Source organism: Massilia rubra (assembly GCF_011682065.1).
Lineage (GTDB): Bacteria > Pseudomonadota > Gammaproteobacteria > Burkholderiales > Burkholderiaceae_D > Telluria_A > Telluria_A rubra.
Map to the genome: position 1 here is coordinate 34,193 of NZ_VUYU01000041.1, position 18,191 is coordinate 52,383.

At 63.2% G+C, this 18,191-nt stretch carries 18 protein-coding genes; 11 read left to right on the forward strand and 7 right to left on the reverse strand.

All coding sequences use genetic code 11. From position 1 onward, the window contains the following. Positions 1 to 3 precede the first annotated feature (3 nt). The 5 genes from F0185_RS32160 to F0185_RS32180 all read left to right on the forward strand — a co-directional run bounded on the left by F0185_RS32160 (position 4) and on the right by F0185_RS32180 (position 3,746). Positions 4 to 888, forward strand: a complete 885-nt coding sequence (locus F0185_RS32160; protein WP_166889120.1) for a branched-chain amino acid ABC transporter permease — start codon at positions 4 to 6, stop codon at positions 886 to 888. A 30-nt stretch (positions 889 to 918) separates the two neighbouring features. Continuing rightward, positions 919 to 1,902, forward strand: a complete 984-nt coding sequence (locus F0185_RS32165) for a branched-chain amino acid ABC transporter permease (RefSeq protein WP_167232483.1) — start codon at positions 919 to 921, stop codon at positions 1,900 to 1,902. A 101-nt stretch (positions 1,903 to 2,003) separates the two neighbouring features. Then, positions 2,004 to 2,846 carry an alpha/beta fold hydrolase gene (locus F0185_RS32170; protein ID WP_167232485.1) on the forward strand — a complete coding sequence of 281 codons (843 nt, stop codon included), beginning with the start codon at positions 2,004 to 2,006 and terminating at the stop codon, positions 2,844 to 2,846. A 40-nt stretch (positions 2,847 to 2,886) separates the two neighbouring features. Then, the gene (locus F0185_RS32175; protein ID WP_167232487.1) at positions 2,887 to 3,303 is read left to right on the forward strand and encodes a MarR family winged helix-turn-helix transcriptional regulator; all 417 of its coding nucleotides are present in this window, start codon (positions 2,887 to 2,889) and stop codon (positions 3,301 to 3,303) included. 44 nt (positions 3,304 to 3,347) lie between these two features. Beyond that, positions 3,348 to 3,746, forward strand: coding sequence for a tautomerase family protein (locus tag F0185_RS32180; RefSeq protein ID WP_167232489.1), 399 nt, complete (start codon positions 3,348 to 3,350; stop codon positions 3,744 to 3,746). Here the strand turns inward: F0185_RS32180 and F0185_RS32185 are convergent. From F0185_RS32185 to F0185_RS32210, 6 genes are all read right to left on the reverse strand, one after another. After that, positions 3,743 to 4,678, reverse strand: coding sequence for a helix-turn-helix domain-containing protein (locus F0185_RS32185; RefSeq protein ID WP_229477295.1), 936 nt, complete (start codon positions 4,676 to 4,678; stop codon positions 3,743 to 3,745). The genes F0185_RS32180 and F0185_RS32185 overlap by 4 nt on opposite strands. 36 nt (positions 4,679 to 4,714) lie before the next feature. Further along, on the reverse strand, positions 4,715 to 6,199 hold the full coding sequence (locus tag F0185_RS32190) for a mannitol dehydrogenase family protein (RefSeq protein WP_223164618.1): 1,485 nt from the start codon (positions 6,197 to 6,199) through the stop codon (positions 4,715 to 4,717). Further along, complete coding sequence (locus F0185_RS32195) at positions 6,196 to 7,251, reverse strand: ABC transporter ATP-binding protein (protein ID WP_167232493.1); 1,056 nt, start codon at positions 7,249 to 7,251, stop codon at positions 6,196 to 6,198. The genes F0185_RS32190 and F0185_RS32195 overlap by 4 nt, the downstream gene beginning before the upstream one ends. 30 nt (positions 7,252 to 7,281) lie before the next feature. Then, positions 7,282 to 8,100 carry a carbohydrate ABC transporter permease gene (locus F0185_RS32200; RefSeq protein WP_166889103.1) on the reverse strand — a complete coding sequence of 273 codons (819 nt, stop codon included), beginning with the start codon at positions 8,098 to 8,100 and terminating at the stop codon, positions 7,282 to 7,284. 10 nt (positions 8,101 to 8,110) lie between these two features. Then, the gene (locus F0185_RS32205) at positions 8,111 to 8,971 is read right to left on the reverse strand and encodes a carbohydrate ABC transporter permease (RefSeq protein ID WP_167232495.1); all 861 of its coding nucleotides are present in this window, start codon (positions 8,969 to 8,971) and stop codon (positions 8,111 to 8,113) included. A gap of 77 nt (positions 8,972 to 9,048) precedes the next feature. Then, positions 9,049 to 10,359 carry an ABC transporter substrate-binding protein gene (locus tag F0185_RS32210; RefSeq protein ID WP_167232497.1) on the reverse strand — a complete coding sequence of 437 codons (1,311 nt, stop codon included), beginning with the start codon at positions 10,357 to 10,359 and terminating at the stop codon, positions 9,049 to 9,051. A 263-nt stretch (positions 10,360 to 10,622) separates the two neighbouring features. Between F0185_RS32210 and F0185_RS32215 the strand changes: the two genes are divergently transcribed. Further along, a complete protein-coding gene (locus F0185_RS32215) occupies positions 10,623 to 11,426 on the forward strand; it encodes an L-iditol 2-dehydrogenase (protein ID WP_308624999.1) in 804 nt (267 codons plus the stop codon). A 1-nt stretch (position 11,427) separates the two neighbouring features. Here the strand turns inward: F0185_RS32215 and F0185_RS32220 are convergent, their stop codons facing one another. Further along, complete coding sequence (locus F0185_RS32220) at positions 11,428 to 12,594, reverse strand: iron-containing alcohol dehydrogenase (protein ID WP_167232499.1); 1,167 nt, start codon at positions 12,592 to 12,594, stop codon at positions 11,428 to 11,430. Between the two features lie 143 nt (positions 12,595 to 12,737). Here F0185_RS32220 and F0185_RS32225 point away from each other — a divergent pair, with 143 nt between their 5' ends. The 5 genes from F0185_RS32225 (at position 12,738) to F0185_RS32245 (ending at position 18,071) form a co-directional block, all read left to right on the forward strand. Next, a complete protein-coding gene (locus F0185_RS32225) occupies positions 12,738 to 13,502 on the forward strand; it encodes a sulfite exporter TauE/SafE family protein (RefSeq protein ID WP_166889092.1) in 765 nt (254 codons plus the stop codon). Positions 13,503 to 13,689: 187 nt separating this feature from the next. After that, positions 13,690 to 15,621 carry a tRNA uridine-5-carboxymethylaminomethyl(34) synthesis enzyme MnmG gene (gene mnmG, locus F0185_RS32230; protein WP_167232501.1) on the forward strand — a complete coding sequence of 644 codons (1,932 nt, stop codon included), beginning with the start codon at positions 13,690 to 13,692 and terminating at the stop codon, positions 15,619 to 15,621. Next, positions 15,618 to 16,274: a 16S rRNA (guanine(527)-N(7))-methyltransferase RsmG gene (gene rsmG, locus F0185_RS32235; RefSeq protein ID WP_166889086.1), complete on the forward strand. Its 657-nt coding sequence runs from the start codon at positions 15,618 to 15,620 to the stop codon at positions 16,272 to 16,274. The genes mnmG and rsmG overlap by 4 nt, the downstream gene beginning before the upstream one ends. Positions 16,275 to 16,388: 114 nt before the next feature. Next, positions 16,389 to 17,159 carry a ParA family protein gene (locus F0185_RS32240; protein ID WP_166889083.1) on the forward strand — a complete coding sequence of 257 codons (771 nt, stop codon included), beginning with the start codon at positions 16,389 to 16,391 and terminating at the stop codon, positions 17,157 to 17,159. Between the two features lie 33 nt (positions 17,160 to 17,192). Beyond that, entirely contained in the window at positions 17,193 to 18,071 is an 879-nt protein-coding gene (locus F0185_RS32245) for a ParB/RepB/Spo0J family partition protein (RefSeq protein ID WP_167232503.1), read from the forward strand. Positions 18,072 to 18,191 lie beyond the last annotated feature (120 nt).

The window sequence follows — 18,191 nt, forward strand, 5'->3', positions numbered from 1 at the left end:
GCCATGGAAATATTCGGCGTTCCCCTGCAGGCGATGGTCAGCCAGCTTTTGCTCGGCCTGGTCAACGGCTCTTTCTACGCCATGCTCTCGCTTGGCCTGGCCGTCATCTTCGGCCTGCTTAATGTCATCAACTTCTCCCACGGCGCCCTCTACATGATGGGCGCTTTTGCGGCCTATATCGGCGTCACCACCTTCGGCCTGAGCTACTGGGCCATGCTGGCGCTGGCGCCCCTGCTGGTCGGCGTGTTCGGCATCATCGTCGAAAAATCGATGCTGCGCTGGCTCTACAAGCTCGATCACCTGTACGGCCTGCTGCTGACATTCGGCATCACCTTGCTGCTCGAAGGCGTGTTCCGCTCGTTTTTCGGCAACTCCGGCCAGTCCGTCAGCGTGCCGGAACTGCTCCAGGGCCGCACCGACCTGGGCTTCATGGAATTGCCGAATTACCGCCTGTGGGTCGTGTTCGCCTCGCTCAGCGTCTGCCTGGCAACCTGGTTCGTCATCGAAAAGACCAAGCTCGGCGCCTACCTGCGGGCCGGGACCGAGAACCCGAAACTGGTCGAAGCCTTCGGCATCAACGTGCCGCTGATGGTCACTTTGACCTACGGCTTCGGCGTGGCCCTGGCCGGCTTTGCCGGGGTGCTGGCGGCGCCGATCATCAACGTCACGCCACTGATGGGCTCGAACCTGATCATCGTCGTGTTCGCCGTTGTGGTGATCGGCGGCATGGGCTCGATCATGGGTTCCATCCTCACCGGCCTCGGCCTGGGTGTGATCGAGGGCCTGACCCGCGTCTTCTATCCGGAAGGCTCGGAAGTGGTGGTGTTCGTCGTCATGGTCATCGTGCTGCTGATCCGTCCCGCCGGCTTGTTCGGCAAAGAGAAGTAAAAGACAAGTAACCGAGAACTGGAGCCATTGATGAACAAGAACATCGCTTACGGCGTCGCGCTGCTCATTGCGCTGGCCGCGCCTTTTGTCGGCTATCCCGTCTTCCTGATGAAGTTGCTGTGCTTCGGGCTGTTCGCCTGCGCCTTCAACCTGCTGATCGGTTACACGGGCTTGCTGTCTTTCGGCCACGCCGCTTTCTTCGGCTCGGCCGGCTACGTGACCGGGCACGCGCTGACCGTGCTCGGCTTGCCGACCGAAGTCGGCATCCTGCTCGGCGTGGCCGCCGGCGCGCTGGTCGGCCTGGTCATGGGCATGCTGGCGATTCGCCGGCAGGGCATTTACTTTTCCATGATCACCCTGGCGCTGGCGCAGATGGTGTATTTTGCGGCACTGCGCGCGCCCTTCACGCATGGCGAGGATGGCTTGCAGGGTGTTCCACGTGGCAAGTTGTTCGGGGTAATCGACCTGAGCAACGACCTGACCCTGTACTTCGTGGTGCTGGCCATCGCGGTGGCGGGCTTTGCGCTGATCGTGCGCACGGTGCATTCGCCGTTCGGCCAGGTACTCAAGGCCATCAAGGAAAACGAGCCGCGCGCCATTTCGCTTGGCTACGACGTCGACAAGTACAAGCTGGTGGCCTTCGTCCTGTCGGCCTCGCTGGCAGGCCTGGCGGGCGCCACCAAGACCCTCGTGCTGGGCTTCGAGACGCTGACCGACGTGCACTGGGCCATGTCCGGCCTGGTGATCCTGATGACCCTGGTGGGCGGCATGGGCACGCTGTCGGGGCCGATCATCGGCGCCTTCATCATCATCACCTTGGAAAACAAGCTGGGCGATGTCGGCACCTTCCTGGCGACCCACACCGGGGTCGAGTGGTTCAATACCCTGGGCGAATCGGTCGGCATGGTGACGGGGCTGATTTTCATTCTCTGCGTGTTGTTGTTCCGGCGCGGCATTGTCGGCGAAATCGGCGCTGCGCTGGCGGCCGCCGGCGTTCGTAAAAAATCCGTATGATTGCTTAAAATGCATGGATGCAGGTCGGGCCGCGCAGGCCGGGCTGCGTAGGCCGGGTCGCATGACCCGGCTTTTTTTATCCAATTTTTTGCGGAGAAACGATGGAACAAACACTGAGCGTCAATGGCATTGCAATGCACGTCGTTACCGAAGGCGAGGGGCCGGCCGTGCTCTTGCTGCATGGCTTTCCGGATACGCATGCGGTGTGGCGCTTGCAGATCGATGCGCTCGTTGCCGCCGGCTACCGCGTCATCGCGCCGGACCTGCGCGGTTTCGGCCACACCGAAGCGCCCGCCAGGGAGGACGCCTACGCCATGGACCTGCTGCGGGCCGACATGGTGGCCCTGCTCGACGCGCTCGGGGTCGACAAGGTGCTGCTGGTCGGCCACGACTGGGGTTCGGTAGTCGGCTGGAACCTGTGCATGTATGCACCAGAGCGCGTGGATCGCTTCGTGGCGCTGTCGGTAGGGCATCCGGCCGCCTACACCGAGGGCGGGCTGTTGCAGCTGATCAAAGGCTATTACGTGCTGGTATTCCAGCTGCGCGGGATCGCGGAATCGATGATCAAGGCCTTCGACTGGCATTCCTTGCGCGGCCTGGCCAGTACCCCCGCCCAGTTCGAGGAATGGCGCGCGCAACTTGACCGTCCAGGCCGCCTGACCGCCGCCCTGAACTATTACCGCGCCAACCTGAAAATGTTCAACGCCAGCACCTGGCCGACCGTCACCACGCCGGTGCTGGGCGTGTGGAGCGCGGGCGATGTGGCCTTGACCGAAGCGCAGATGCGCGGCTCCGAGAAGTATATGGGCGGCCCTTTCCAGTTCGAACGCATCGAAAAAGCCGGTCACTGGCTTCAGCTGGAAGCGGCGGAACAGGTCAATGCACTGATGCTGAAGTATTTCGACGCGGAGCCCCAAAATGCTTCACGTGAAACAATGCCATAAACTGGTTGCATAGCGAACTATCATCGGCTACAGTGGGTGCATGTTTGATCACTGCCTCTATTTCAACACCACTGCGCTGGCCCGGGTTCTCGAGCGTGAGTGGACGCGCGCATTCAAGCCCTTCGGGCTGACGCCCTCGCAGGCCTTCATGCTGCGCGCGGTGCTGGCGCGGCCGGGTTTGCTGCAAAGCGAATTGGCCAGGGAACTGGTGATCAGCCGCCCGACCGCCACCCGTTCGCTCGACGGTTTGCAAAAGCTGGCGCTGATCGACCGCCGCGCCACCGGCGGGGACGGGCGCGAATGCGCCGTGTTCCCCGAACCGCGTGCGTTGGCCATGCATGAGGAGCTTAACGCCGCGAGCGGGGCCGTCACCGCGCGCCTGAAGCAGCTTCTCGAACCGGAACAGTTCGCCGCCATCGTCGGTTCGCTCAAGCAGGCGCGCGCGGCAGTGGTTTGATTTTTTTACCCAAGTAGTTGCATAGCTAACCAATGGAGATTCGAATGCCTATCATCAATATCAAAATCAGTGCCGTGAAATCGCCCGTCATGATCCGCCAGATTGCCGACCTGGTGCAGGACAAGACCATCGCCATCCTCAGGAAGAAGAGGGAGCTCATTGCCATCGCCATCGATTTCGTCGACCCAGACTGCTGGATCGTCGGCGGCGAGTCGCTGAGCGCGCAACGCAAGCACAGCGTGTACGTGGATGTGAAGGTGACCGACGAGATCAACACCAAGGATGAAAAGGCGGCCTACATCGCGGCCGTGTTCGCTGGCTTTGGCGCGCTGCTCGGCGAGCTGCACGAAGAAAGCTATATCTACGTCGACGACGTGCGGGCAAGCGCCTACGGCTACGGCGGGCGCACGCAGGAGTACCGTTACCAGCATCCGGCCGCTTAGCCGTCCGCCTCCGCGGATGCAGCGGCCCCGAAGCGCCCGCCCGCCTGGCGCCGGAATTCTTTCGGCGTCACGCCCTTGATCTGCAAGAAGCGGCGGTTGAAATTGGCCACATTCTGGAAGCCGACGTCGTAGCAGACATTGGTGACGTAGTGGTCGGTGTTCATCAGCAACTGGCACGCCTTGTTGACCCGCAGCCGGGTGACGAAGTCGGTGAAACTGTTTCCCGTGGTCTTGCGGAAGAAGCGCGAGAATTTGCTCAGCGACATTCCGAGCTGATCCGCCACCGCTTCGGCCGAGATCGGGTCGCGGTAGTTGTCGGTGATGTAGCTCAGGACCGCGTTGACCTTGGCCAGGGTGCCTTCGTCATCATACGAACGCATGGTGGCGCTCGAGAGCAAACGGTATTTGTTGTTGCGCGCCAGGCGGCACATGAAGTTCACAAAATGACCGAAGCGCTCGGCGCCGCCGCTGGCGCGAATCCGCAGGAAATCCTGCTCGGCCTCGGCCCCGATGTCGAGAAATTCAATGCCGTAGATGGAGCGCTCCAAGAGGGGCAGCAATTCGCGCAGCTCCGGGATCAGCCGCGCGGCTTGCTCCAGCGGCTCGTGGGCGAATTGCAGGATCATGTCGCGCAGCAGGACGCCTTCGTCCGGCACGCTGCTCGAGATCCAGTTGTGCGGCAGGCGCGGCCCGGTCAGCACCAGGTGGCCGGGTGAAAATTCGCCGATGTAGTCGCCCACGAACAGCTTGCCGCTGGTCGAGACGATCAGGTGCAGCTCGTACTCGTCGTGGCAATGCCAGCGCACGCGCGGGCTGGGGTAGCCGTGCTCGATGTAGTGGACGATGCCGTCGTAGCTTTCGCGTTCGAGCTCGGGTGGCTTGGGCTGGAAGCGCTGCGGTTCCACGTGGCGCATCTGAGGCAAAGTGGTCATGTGTTGTCGTTCCCCGTTTGTCATCCCCATGGTCGTTCACTTTGCGCTTGCCAGCAAGTGCGACAGCGCGGCGCGCGCACCATCCCGGTACAGCCGCGCCAGCGCCTCGGCCACCGCGTCGACGAAGCGCGGCGCCTCGCTCAACTCGCCGAACAGCGCGCGCAGCGACAGCAGCGCGGCCGGGTCGGCGCCGCCGCGCACGGCCAGCTCGCGCAGCTGCGCGGCGAGCGGGTCGATGAGCGTGAGCGGGCGGCCCTGTTCGTCGCTGCCGTTCAGGTAGCGGAACCAGCACGCCACGGTGAAGCTGAGCAGCCCGATCGGACCGCCGCGTTCGAGCTGGTCGCGCACCGACGGCAGCACGAACTTGGGCATGCGCGCCGAGCCGTCGGTGCCGATCCGCAAAAGCTGGTCGCCAATGGCCGGATTGGCGAAGCGCTCGACCAGGGTGCGCTTGTAGTGGGCCAGGTCGATGCCCTCGACCGCCGGCAGCAGCGGCGTGACTTCGATGTCCATCATGCGCGAGAACAGCTGGCCGATGTCGGCGTCGGCCATCGCCTCGTGCGCGTACTCGTAGCCGAGCAACATGCCGATATAGCACAGCGACTGGTGGCCGGCGTTCAGCAGGCGCAGCTTCATTTTTTCGTAGGGCAGCACATCGTCCGTCATGTGCGCGCCGACCAGCTCCCAGGCCGGGCGCCCGCCGGGAAAACGGTCTTCGATTACCCAGCTCTTGAACGGCTCGGCCATCACCGGCCAGGCGTCGATCAGCCCGAATTGTGCGCGTACCAGCAGCCGGTGTTGGTCGGTGGTGGCCGGCGTGATGCGGTCGACCATGCTGTTCGGAAAAGCGCAGTGCTCGGCCAGCCACGCGGATAAGAGGGGATCGCGCAGCCTTGTGAAGGCCAGCAGCATTGCGCGGGTGATATCGCCATTGCTTTGCAGGTTATCGCACGACATGACGGTGAACGGCGCCAGTCCGCGCTCGCGCCGCCGCGCCAGCGCCTCGGCCAGGTAGCCGAAGCAGCAGCGCGGCGCGTGCGGGTGGGCCAGGTCGTGCACGATGTCGGGATGGGCGGCGTCGAAGCTGCCGTCGCCCTGGTTGACGTAATAGCCGCCCTCGGTGATGGTGAGCGAGACGATGCGGGTGCCGGGATCGGCCAGCTTTTCCAGCACCGCTTGCGGGTCGTCCGGTGCGTACAAAAATTCCAGCAGCGAGCCGACCACGCGCGCCGTGTCGCCGCGCGCGCTGCGCTCGACCAGGGTGTACAGGCAGTCCTGGGCCAGCATGGCGTCGCGCATCGCCGCATCAATCGGCAGCAAGCCCACGCCGCAGTAGCCCCATTCGGCGTGGCCGGGCAGGCGCAGCAGGTCGTCCAGATACAGCGCCTGGTGCGAGCGGAAAAATCCGCCCACGCCAATGTGTACGATGCTGCGCGCCGGGATGCTGCGATCGTAACCGGGGCCGGGAATGTGCGGTGGCAGATGCGCCAGCGCGGCCTTGTTCAATGCGAGCGCCATCATCGCGCTCCCTGCGCCTGCATGCCGCACGTGGAACCCGATTTGTCGAAGTGGTGCACGAAGCCGTGTTCGAACGCCAGGTGGGTGCGCGCCCCCGGTTGCAGGGCGATCCGCTCGCTGCCGCGCGCGACCACCTGCACGCTATTTTCCAGGCGCGCGTAGACCAGCGTTTCGACGCCGAGCGACTCGACCATGTCGACCGTGGCCGGCAGGCTGCCCGGCTGCGCCGCATCGAGCACATGCACATGCTCGGGGCGGATGCCTACAAAGCCGTCGGCAGGGGCCGCGCCGCCGGACAGCGCGGCCAGCCGCGGCAAGCCCGCCGCCGGCACCACGTTCATGCTCGGCGTGCCGATGAACTGCGCCACGAAGCGGTTGGCCGGGCTGTCGTACAGGAACAGCGGCGAACCATGCTGCTCGATCTGGCCGTCGCGCAGCACCACCACGCGGTCGGCCAGGGTCATCGCTTCGACCTGGTCGTGGGTGACGTAGATGGTGGTGGCGCCCAGTTCGCGGTGCAGCTTGGCGATTTCGATGCGGGTCTGCACGCGCAGGGCCGCGTCCAGGTTCGACAGCGGTTCGTCGAACAGGAACACCTTGGGGTCGCGCACGATGGCGCGGCCGATGGCGACACGCTGGCGCTGGCCGCCGGAGAGCTCCTTCGGTTTGCGTTCAAGGTAGTCGCCCAGGTTGAGGATGGCGGCCGCCTTGTCGACCTTGGCGCGGATCAGGGCGGGCGGCACGCCGGCCAGTTTCAGCGCGAACGACATGTTCTGGAACACCGTCATGTGCGGGTACAGTGCGTACGACTGGAACACCATCGCCAGGTCGCGCCTGGACGAGGGCAGGGCGGTGATATCGCGCCCGTCCAGGTGCAGGCTGCCCTTGTCGATCGGCTCCAGGCCCGCGATCAGGCGCAGCAGGGTCGACTTGCCGCAGCCGGACGGGCCGACGAAGACGACGAACTCGCCCTTGTCGATCTCCATGTCGATGCCCTTGATGGCGTGGTGCTCGCCGAAGAATTTCTCGATGTTTTTCAGTTGGAGGTAAGCCATGATGTTGATGTCCCTTGATGTTCTTTTGTCTTATTTGACCGCGCCGAATGTCATGCCTTGCACCAGCTGCTTCTGGCAGAACCAGCCGAGCGCCATGATCGGCGCGATCGCCATCAGCGAGGCGGCCGACAGCTTGGCCCAGAACAGCCCTTCGGGACTGGAGTAGGAGGCGATCAGCCATGCCAGCGTGCCGGCGTTCGAGGCGCCCAGGTTGAGCGACCAGAACGACTCGTTCCACGCCCACACCATGCACACCAGCGCGGTCGAGGCGATGCCGCCCACCGATAGCGGCAGCACGATGTAGCGGAACTCGTGGAAGACGGTGGCGCCGTCCATGCGCGCCGCTTCCAGGATGTCGCGCGGGAGTTCGCGCAGGCTGGTGTAGAGCAGCCAGATCATGATCGGCAGGTTCATGAGCATGAACATGATGGTCAGGCCGACCCGCGTGTCGAGCAGGCCGGCGTACTGGAAGCAGACGTAGATCGGCATCAGGGCGCCCACGCCGGGCATGTAGCGCGAGCTGAGGATGAATTTGAGCAGGCCGACCGTGCCGCCGGTCGGGAAGAAGGCCATCGAGTACGCGGCGGGAATCGCGATCGCCAGCCCGAACACGGTTGAGAGCACGCTGGTGATGAGCGAATTGAAGGCGTAGCCGGCGTAGTGGTCGCGCGCCATCACCTCCTGGAAGCTGTGCAGGGTCGGCGTGAAAAACATCAGCGGCGGCGTGGCGATGGCCTGGGCTTCGGTCTTGAAGGCCATCAATCCGAGCCAGAAAATCGGGAAGAACAGCAGCAGCGCGAAGAACCAGGCGGCCGCCGTACGGGTGTGCAGTGCGAGTTTGTTGGTCATCGATGTCTCCCTATTTGGCCAGGTTCTTGCCGATGACGCGCATCAGGAAGAAGGCGGCGATATTCGCCAGCAGCACCGCGAACAGGGCGCCGGCAGACGCCGCGCCGATGTCGTAGGACTGCAAGGCCTGCTGATAGATCATGAAGGTGATGGTGGTCGTCTCGAAGCCCGGGCCGCCGCCGGTGGTGGTGAAGATCTCGGCGAACACCGACAGCAGGAAGATCATTTCGATCATCAGCACCACCGACACCGCACGCCCCAAATGCGGCAGGTACAGATAGCGCAACTGCTGCAGATAGTTGGCGCCGTCCATGCCGGCCGCTTCCAGCTGTTCCTTGTCCATCGATTGCAAGGCGGTCATGAAGATCAGGCAGGCGAACGGCAGCCACTGCCAGGACACCATCATCACGATCGACAGCAGCGGGTAGTGCGAGAGCCAGTCGATGGGCGTGGCGCCGAAGAAAATGCTGACGTGCGCGAACAGGCCGTAGATGGGATTGAGTAGCATGTTCTTCCACATCAGCGCGTTCACCGCCGGCATCACCAGGAACGGGGAGATCAGCAGCACGCGCACGATGGCGCGCCCCGGGAAGGCGTCGTTGATCAGCAGCCCGAGCGCGATGCCGAGCACGACCGTGATCGCCATGACGGAAAACATCAGTACAAACGTATTTTTCAGCGCCGGCAGGAAGGCGCCGTCGGTGAAGAAAAAGAGGAAGTTGTCGATTCCGTGGAAGTCATGTTCGCCGGGTGCGAGCATGCTGTAGCGCACGAACGAGTAGTACAGGGTGATCAACAGCGGGACGATGGAAATGATGGCGATGGAAAGCACCGCCGGTGTCAGCAAGGTCCGGGGCAAAAGTCGTGTCATAGGGTTCCCAGGTGCGACAAAGGAACGCCGCTTGCGCGCGGGCGCAGCGGCGATTGAAAACGCAGGCGTTCAGTGAACTACTTGTAGTAGCCGCCCTTGCGCATTTCGCGCTCGGCCGCCTGCTGGGTGACCGCCAGCGCCTGCTCGACCGTGACCTTGCCCAGAAGAGCCGCGCTCATCTGCTGGCCGGCGGCCACGCCGATGGTCTGGAATTCCGGAATCGCGGCGTATTGCACGCCGACGTAAGGCGAGGGCGGCAGGGTGCTCTGGTTCGGGCGGCTGGTGGCGATGGCGGCGCCTTCGGCGGCGGCGAACTTGGCCGCCTTGACGAATTCGGGCGCGGCGTAGGTCGACTTGCGGGTGCCGGTCGGCACGCTGGCCCAGCCGGACTCTTTGGCAACCAGTTTGATGTAGTCCTTGGACGTCGCCCAGTTGATGAACTTTTGCGCCGCCTCGGGCTGCTTTGAGCTTTTTGGAATCGCCAACGACCAGGCCCACAGCCAGTTGGCGCCGCGTTCGGTGGTGGCGATCGGCGACTGCGCGAACGCGACCTTGTCGGCCACCTTGCTTTGCTTGGGATCGGTAACAAAGGACGCGGCGATGGTGGCGTCGATCCAGATGCCGCATTTGCCTTCGTTGTACAAGGCCAGGATTTCATTGAAGCTGTTCGAGGACGAGCCCGGCGGACCGAAGTTCTTGAGCAGGTCGACGTAGGTGGTGACGGCGTCCTTCCACGGCTTGCTGGTAAATTGCGGCTGCCATTTCATGTCGAACAATTGGCCGCCGAAGGAATTGGCCATGGTCGTGATCAAGGCCATGTTGTCGCCCCAGCCCGGTTTGCCGCGCAGGCAGATGCCGTACACGCCGTTGGCCGGGTCGTGGATCTTGGCGGCCACGGCGCGGATGTGGGCCCAGGTCGGACGATCGTCGATGCTCATGCCGGCTTTTTTGACGAGGTCGCTGCGGTACATGATCATCGAGCTTTCGCCGTAGAAGGGCGCGGCGTACAGCTTGCCGTTCAGCGACAGGCCGTCGCGGATCGATGGCAGCAAGTCCTCGATATCGTAAGCGGCGTCCGGTTTGACAGGAATCAGCCAGTCCTTTTTGGCCCAGATCGGCGTTTCGTACATGCCGATGGTCATCACGTCGAACTGGCCGCCCTTGGTGGCGATGTCGGTGGTCATGCGCTGGCGCAGCACGCCTTCTTCCAGGGTCACCCATTTGAGTTTGATATCGGGATTGGCTTGCTCGAAGAACTTGCCCATCTTTTGCATCTCGATCATGTGGCCGTTATTGACGGTGGCAATCACCAGGCTGGTGGCCGCCAGGGATGCGCCGCTGGCACAGAGTAGGGCCGTGCACAAGGCACTGCTTGCGATACGTTTCATGCTGTCGTCTCCAAATTTTTTTGGTTTTATATTCAATGCAAGGTGTGCACCGTGTACAGAATGTAGCACCGGACTCCGATACTTTCTGATACTGCAACTCCTACTGTCGATACTTATTTGCAATGGGCGCTTGCCTGCGTGCCGCTGTATGGAGCGCCGATGCGGCCTGGATAAAAGTATCGACTATTGCGTACCCCGTATCAGGCTCGCTGCCTGATCGTTGCTAGACTTTTCCGCACTACCCACACGCAAGGAGATTGATGATGTCCACACAGCGCGCAAGCATGAACCGGCTCGCATCCAGGCATGCCCTGCTGACCGGGGCCGGCGGCGGGATCGGTCTGGCGGTGGCCGAGGCGTACCTGGCCGAGGGAGCGCGTTGCAGCGTGGTTGACCTGGCCGGCACGGCGCCGGCCGCGCTGGCGCCGCTGATGGCGCGCTACCCGGACCACCTGCACTACCTGGGCGCCGACGTGCGCGACGCCGGCGCGGTCGCGGCCATGCTGGCGCTGGCCGCCGACCGCTTCGGCCCCGTCGATATCCTCTTCAACAATGCGGCCGTGTTCGACATGGCGCCCTTGCTGGAATCGGACCTGGCGATGTACCAGCGCATCTTCGACGTCAACGTCAAAGGCATGTTTATCGTGATGCAGCAGGTGCTGCAATCGATGGTGGATGCGGGCCGGACCGGTGCCATCATCAACCTGGCCTCGCAGGCCGGACGGCGCGGCGAGGCGCTGGTGGCGCACTATTGCGCGAGCAAGGCGGCGGTGATCAGTTACACCCAGTCGGCCGCGCTGGCGATGGCGCCGCACGGCATCCGCGTCAATGCCATTTCGCCGGGAGTGGTGGATACGCCCATGTGGGAGCATGTGGACGCGCTGTTCGCGCGCTATGAACAGTTGCAGCCGGGAGAGAAGAAGAGGGCGGTGGGACTGGCGGTGCCGCTGGGACGGATGGGCACGCCGGGCGACCTGGCCGGCGCGGCGATTTTCCTGGCCAGCGACGAGTCGGCGTACATCACGGCGCAGACACTTAATGTCGACGGTGGCGCCGTGATGAGCTGACTCAGTACGCGGCGCTGTAGATGCGGTGGATATCGTCGCGCGTCAGCTCGCGCGGGTTGTTACCGAGCAGGCGGGTTTGCAGCATCGCATCGTCGGCCAGCTTGTCGATATCGGATTCGCCCACGCCGACCTGGCGCAGGGCGGTCTGGATGCCGGTTTGCGCAGCGATTTTTTCCATCGCCGCGATCAGGGCATTGGCGCGCGCTTCGTCGCTTCCGCTCGCGCCCGGATCGACAATCTGCGCCAGCTCGGCGTAATGCGCGCTCGCGTGCGACAGGTTAAAGCGCAGCACATGCGGCAACACCAGCGAATTCGACAAGCCATGTGGCACGTGAAATATGCCGCCGATCGGGTAGGCGAGGGCATGCACCGCCGCCACCGGCGCGTTGGAAAACGCCTGGCCGGCGAAGCAGGCGCCCAGCAGCATGGCCTGGCGCGCCGCCAGATCGCCGCCGTGTTCGCAAGCGCGCAGCAGGTTGCGCGACAGCAGAGACAAGGCCTGGCGCGCCAGGTTGTCCGACATCGGGTTCTTCTTATGCTTGCTGGTGAAGGCTTCGATGGCGTGCACCATCGCATCGATGCCGGTGGCGGCCGTCACCAGCGGCGGCAGGCCGAGCGTCAGTTGCGCGTCCAGGATCGCCAGGTCGGCGTACAACTGCGGCGCCACCACGCCCATCTTGGTGGTCGCGCCGGTGGTGACGATGGCGATGTTGGTCACTTCCGACCCGGTGCCGGCGGTCGTCGGAATCTGCACCAAGGGCAGCCGTTTGCCGCGCACATTGCCGATGCCGTAGATCTGGCTGAGCGGCTGCTCGCCGCCGGCCAGTACTGCAATAAGTTTGGCCACATCCATCGAACTGCCGCCCCCCAGGCCGATGACGAGGTCGGCATCGTGCCGGCGCGCCACTTCCACCGCTTGCAGCACCACCGATTCCGGCGGGTCGGCGACGACGTCGGACCAGACGTGGACCGCGATATTTTCCTGTTCCAGCGAGCGCTGCGGAGCGCCGACCAGGCCGGTGCCGAGAAAGCCCGGGTCGGTCACGATCAGCGCGCGGCGCGCATCGGGGAAGTGGCTGCGGACCAGGGAACCGAGCCGGCTGCTCGCGCCCGGACCGGAAACGAGGTGGGGAACGGTACTGAAACTGAACTCGGCGGACTCGGTCATTGGGCACCTCTTGGTCGATGGGAGATGTCAAAAGCTTACACCATTGGCGCAGCGGGCAGGAAAATGGCCGGAGGAAACGTCCATCGGATTTCTTACGTACAATATCTGGCTGTGCTGTTCCGCCCCCATTGCCTGGAAAATTCATGATCGATTTCGCCTTACTCGGATGCGCGGCTTTTCTCGCCGGCTTGGTAGATGCTGTTGTTGGCGGAGGCGGATTGATCCAGGTACCTGTGCTGTTCTCGGTGTTTCCACGTGAAGTACCGGCGACCTTGTTGGGAACGAGCAAGTTCGCGGGCATCTTCGGTACGGGCGCTGCGGCCGTCAATTACGCGCGCAAGGTGAGGGTGGCCTGGAGCGCGGCCGCGCCGGCGGCGGTGTCGGCCTTGTTGCTGTCGTTTGCCGGTGCTTACACGGTGACCAAGGTGCCGGCCGATTTCGTGCGGACCGCGCTGCCGTTCGTGCTGGTGGCGGTCGCCGTATACACCTTCCGCAAGAAGGATTTCGGCAGCGTCCACGCACCATTGCACAGCGGCGCGACCGAGCGCTGGGTGGCGGTGGGCATCGGCGCGGCCATTGGTTTCTACGACGGCTTCTTCGGTCCCGGCACCGGCAGCTTCTTGCTGTTCCTGTATGTGCGCTTTTTCGGGTTCGATTTCCTCAGCGCCTCGGCTGCGGCCAAGGTGGTCAACGTAGCCTGCAATCTGTCGGCGCTGATGTGGTTCGGCTACAGCGGCCATATCCTCTGGCAACTCGGCTTGCTGATGGCGGTGTGCCAGGTCGCCGGTTCGCTGGTCGGCACCAAGCTCGCGATCAAGCACGGCAGCGCGTTTGTGCGCAAACTGTTCCTGGTCGTGGTCAGCCTGCTGATCGTGAAGACGAGCTACGACGCCATCGTGAAGTGGTGATTGTTTCACGTGGAACAGCGCCCAAGCCATGCTGGATGTTCCACGTGAAACCATCGAACTTCGTCAAATAGCACGTTCCACGTGAAACACTCCGTTGCGAGAAAATCGCAGATTCTGGGTGCAAAAGAGTCGAGGGTCTGAAAAGACTCTATAATCGGGCCTCATCTCCCTCGCTCTACACTCCATCATGCTATTTCCAACTGAATTCGACGTCATCGTCGTCGGCGGCGGCCATGCCGGCACCGAGGCTGCGCTCGCTTCTGCCCGCATGGGCCAGAAGACTTTGCTGCTCACCCATAACATCGAGACGCTCGGCCAGATGTCTTGCAACCCCTCCATCGGCGGCATCGGCAAGGGTCACCTGGTCAAGGAAGTCGACGCCATGGGCGGCGCCATGGCGATTGCCACGGACGAATCCGGTATCCAGTTTCGCATCCTGAACTCGTCCAAAGGCCCGGCCGTACGGGCCACCCGCGCGCAAGCCGACCGCATCCTGTACAAGCAAGCGATCCGCTCGCGCCTGGAAAACCAGCCGAACCTGTGGCTGTTCCAGCAGGCAGTGGACGACCTGATGCTTGAAGGCGACCGCGTGGTCGGGGCGGTGACCCAGATCGGCATCAAGTTCCGCGCCCGCGCGGTCGTGCTGACGGCTGGTACTTTTCTCGACGGGAAGATCCACGTCGGCCTGCAAAACTACTCGGCCGGCCGTGCCGGCGATCCGCCGGCGATTTCGCTCTCCGCGCGCCTGAAAGAAATGAAGCTTCCGCAAGGCCGCCTGAAGACCGGCACGCCGCCGCGCATCGATGGCCGCAGCATCGACTTTTCGCAGATGTCCGAGCAACCGGGCGACCTCGATCCGGTGCCGGTGTTTTCGGTCATGGGCAACACCGCCATGCACCCGCGCCAGGTGCCGTGCTGGGTCACGCATACGAATGCGCAGACGCACGACATCATCCGCGCCGGCCTGGACCGCAGCCCGATGTACACCGGCGTCATCGAAGGCGTCGGCCCGCGCTACTGCCCGTCGATCGAAGACAAGATTCACCGCTTCTCGGGCAAGGAATCGCACCAGATTTTCCTCGAGCCCGAAGGCTTGACGACCAACGAATTCTATCCAAACGGTATCTCGACCAGCCTGCCGTTCGACGTGCAGATCGCCCTGGTGCGCTCGATGAAGGGCATGGAAAACGCTTTCATCCTGCGCCCGGGCTACGCCATCGAATACGACTATTTCGACCCGCGCGGCCTGAAAACCTCGCTCGAAACCAAGGCGGTGCAAGGCTTGTTCTTTGCCGGCCAGATCAACGGCACCACCGGTTACGAAGAAGCGGCGGCGCAAGGCATGCTGGCCGGTATCAACGCGGCGCTGTTGACGCGCGGCCAGGATGCCTGGATTCCGGGCCGTTCGGAAGCATATCTGGGCGTGCTGGTGGATGACTTAACGACGCAAGGCGTGGCCGAGCCGTACCGCATGTTCACCAGCCGCGCCGAATATCGCCTGAGCCTGCGTGAAGACAATGCCGACATGCGCCTGACCGAAATCGGGCGCAAACTCGGTTGCGTGGGCGACGCCCAGTGGGAAGCATTCGAGCGCAAGCGCGAAGCGGTCGCCGTCGAACTGGAACGCCTGCGCACCACCTGGGTGAACCCGCGCATCCTCGCCAGTACCGAGTCGGAACGTGTGATCGGCCAGGCCATCGAACGCGAATACTCCTTGGCCGACTTGCTGCGCCGTCCCGGCGTGGACTACGACAAGCTGATGGGTTTGTCCGGCGTGGAAGGCCAGGCGCTTGCCGGCCCCGGTGTTGATGACCCTGCGGTCAAGGAACAGGTCGAAATCCAGCTCAAATACGCCGGCTATATCGACCGCCAGGCCAAGGAAGTCGAGCGGCACGACCACTATGAAAACCTCAAATTGCCGGCTGGATTCGACTACCTCGACATCACCGCGCTGTCGATCGAGGTGCGCCAGAAGCTCGACAAGCAACGTCCCGAGACCTTGGGACAGGCGTCGCGCATCTCGGGTGTGACGCCGGCGGCCATCTCGCTGTTGCTGGTGCATTTGAAAAAGCGTGGCGCGAAAGGGTTCGCCACGCTCAACGAGGAGTTGGCAGGATGAAGTTTTTCGACCGTAACGCCATTGCGCCCGTACTGGCCAATGGCATCAAAGAACTCAAGCTGGACCTGAGCGAACAGCAGCACGCGCAATTGCTCGACTACCTGGCGCTGCTGCACAAGTGGAATTCGGTCTACAACCTGACCTCGGTGCGCGATCCGATGCAGATGGCAACCCACCATGCGCTCGATTCGCTGGCCGCGGTGTCGGCCTTCGAGGGCGCGGCCAGCGTGCTCGACGTCGGGGCAGGGGGCGGACTGCCCGGCATCGTGCTGGCGATTGCCCGGCCGGGCATGTTAGTGGCCCTGATCGATACCGTGCACAAGAAAACCGCGTTCCTCACGCAAGTCAAAGCCGAGCTGGGCTTGGCCAACGTGACCGTGCACACGGCGCGCGTGGAGCAGCTGCAGGTGCCGCACAAATTCGACGTCATCACCTCGCGCGCTTTTGCCGACCTGTCCGACTTTGTGAACTGGTCGGGACACCTGCTGGCCGAGGGCGGCAAATTCATTGCCTTGAAAGGCACTGCGCCGGCGGACGAACAAGAACGGCTGCCGGCCGACTGGAAAGTGAGCGAATTGCGGCCTATCCAGGTTCCAGGACTGCAAGCGGAACGGCATCTGGTTTTTATCGAAAAGAACCTGCGCACAGAATAAATCGTATAAATCATATAAACGGTTTATATCGTTTAAACCGTATAAATCGAATAAACGGTTTATACGATTAAAACAGTATAAATCGTTTGCATCAAAACTATCATAAGAGCATACATGGCGAAAATATTTTGCGTTGCAAATCAAAAGGGCGGGGTAGGCAAGACCACCACCAGCGTTAACCTGTCGGCGGGCCTGGCCAAACTGGACCAGCGCGTGCTGCTGGTCGACCTGGACCCGCAGGGCAACGCGACCATGGGCGCCGGCATCAACAAGGCCGGGCTCAAGGCATCAACCTATGAAGTGCTGCTGGGCGAGGCCGAGGTCAGCGCGGCGCGCACGCGTTCGGAAGCGGGGCGCTTCGACGTGCTGCCATCGAACCGCGAACTGGCCGGCGCCGAAGTCGAGATGGTCGAACTGGAAAACCGCGAGCGCCGCCTGAAGGATGCGCTGGCCTCGGTCGACAAGGATTACGACTTCATCCTGATCGACTGCCCGCCGGCCCTGTCGATGCTGACCCTCAACGGCCTGTGCGCCGCGCACGGCGTGATCATCCCGATGCAGTGCGAGTACTACGCGCTGGAAGGATTGTCCGACCTGGTCAACACCATCAAGAAGGTGCACGCCAACCTGAACACCGACCTGAAGATCATCGGCCTGCTGCGCGTCATGTTCGATCCGCGCATGACCCTCTCGCAACAGGTGTCGGCCCAGCTCGAGCAGCACTTCGGCGACAAGGTCTTCAATACCATCATCCCGCGCAACGTGCGCTTGGCCGAAGCGCCGTCGTACGGCGTGCCGGGCGTGGTGTTCGATCCGTCCTCGAAAGGGGCGCAGGCCTACATCGCCTTTGGCGCCGAGATGGTCGAACGCATCAAGACAATGTAAACATACGCATCACACAAAATAGGCAGCAAACATATGGCAACCAAAAAACTCAAGGGGCTCGGTCGCGGGCTAGACGCGCTGCTGGGCGGCGACGGCGAGGGCGCCAAGCCTGACACGCCGTCGGTGCTGGCCGTGCATCAGATGCAGGCCGGTAAATACCAGCCGCGCACGCGCATGGACGAAGGCGCGCTCAACGAACTGGCCGCCTCGATCAAAACCCAGGGCATCATGCAACCGGTGCTGGTGCGCCCGATCGGGCAGGACACGCTGACCGGCGCGGTGCGTTACGAGATCATCGCCGGCGAACGGCGCTTCCGCGCGGCGCAGCTGGCCGGGCTGAACGAAATCCCGGTGCTGGTGCGCGACGTGGACGACCAGGCCGCGGCCGCAATGGCGCTGATCGAGAACATCCAGCGCGAGGACCTCAATCCGCTGGAAGAGGCGCAGGGCATCCATCGCCTGATCTCGGATTTCAACTTCACGCACGAGCAGGCGGCGAGCGCGGTGGGACGTTCGCGCAGCGCGGTGTCGAATTTGCTGCGCCTGATGAACCTGGCCGCGCCGGTGCAAACCATGCTCATGGCCGGCGATGTGGACATGGGTCACGCGCGCGCCTTGCTGGCGGTGGACGCGGCCAGCCAGATCGCGCTGGCCAACCAGGTGGTGGCAAAACGCCTGTCGGTACGCGAGACCGAAAAGCTGGTGGCCAGGGAACTGGAAGAGCAGGCCAACCCGAGCACGACCCGGCAGAAGGAAAAATCGGGAGATATTGCCAGATTGGAAGAAGAGCTGTCCGACAAGCTGGCCACGCCGGTGTTGTTCAAGATGGGCGCGAAGGGCAGGGGACAGATGATCATCGACTTTGCCGATCTGGATATTCTCGATGGCGTACTGGCGCGCTTGCGCGCATAAGCCGTCAACGTCATCGTTCCTGCCACTGCCTTCGTCGTTACCCCGCCCGGGGGGCCCCCAGGTTGTCGCGCCGGTGGGGGCGGCGGGGGGGGCCGTGGGTTGCCGCCGGGGCGGGGCCGC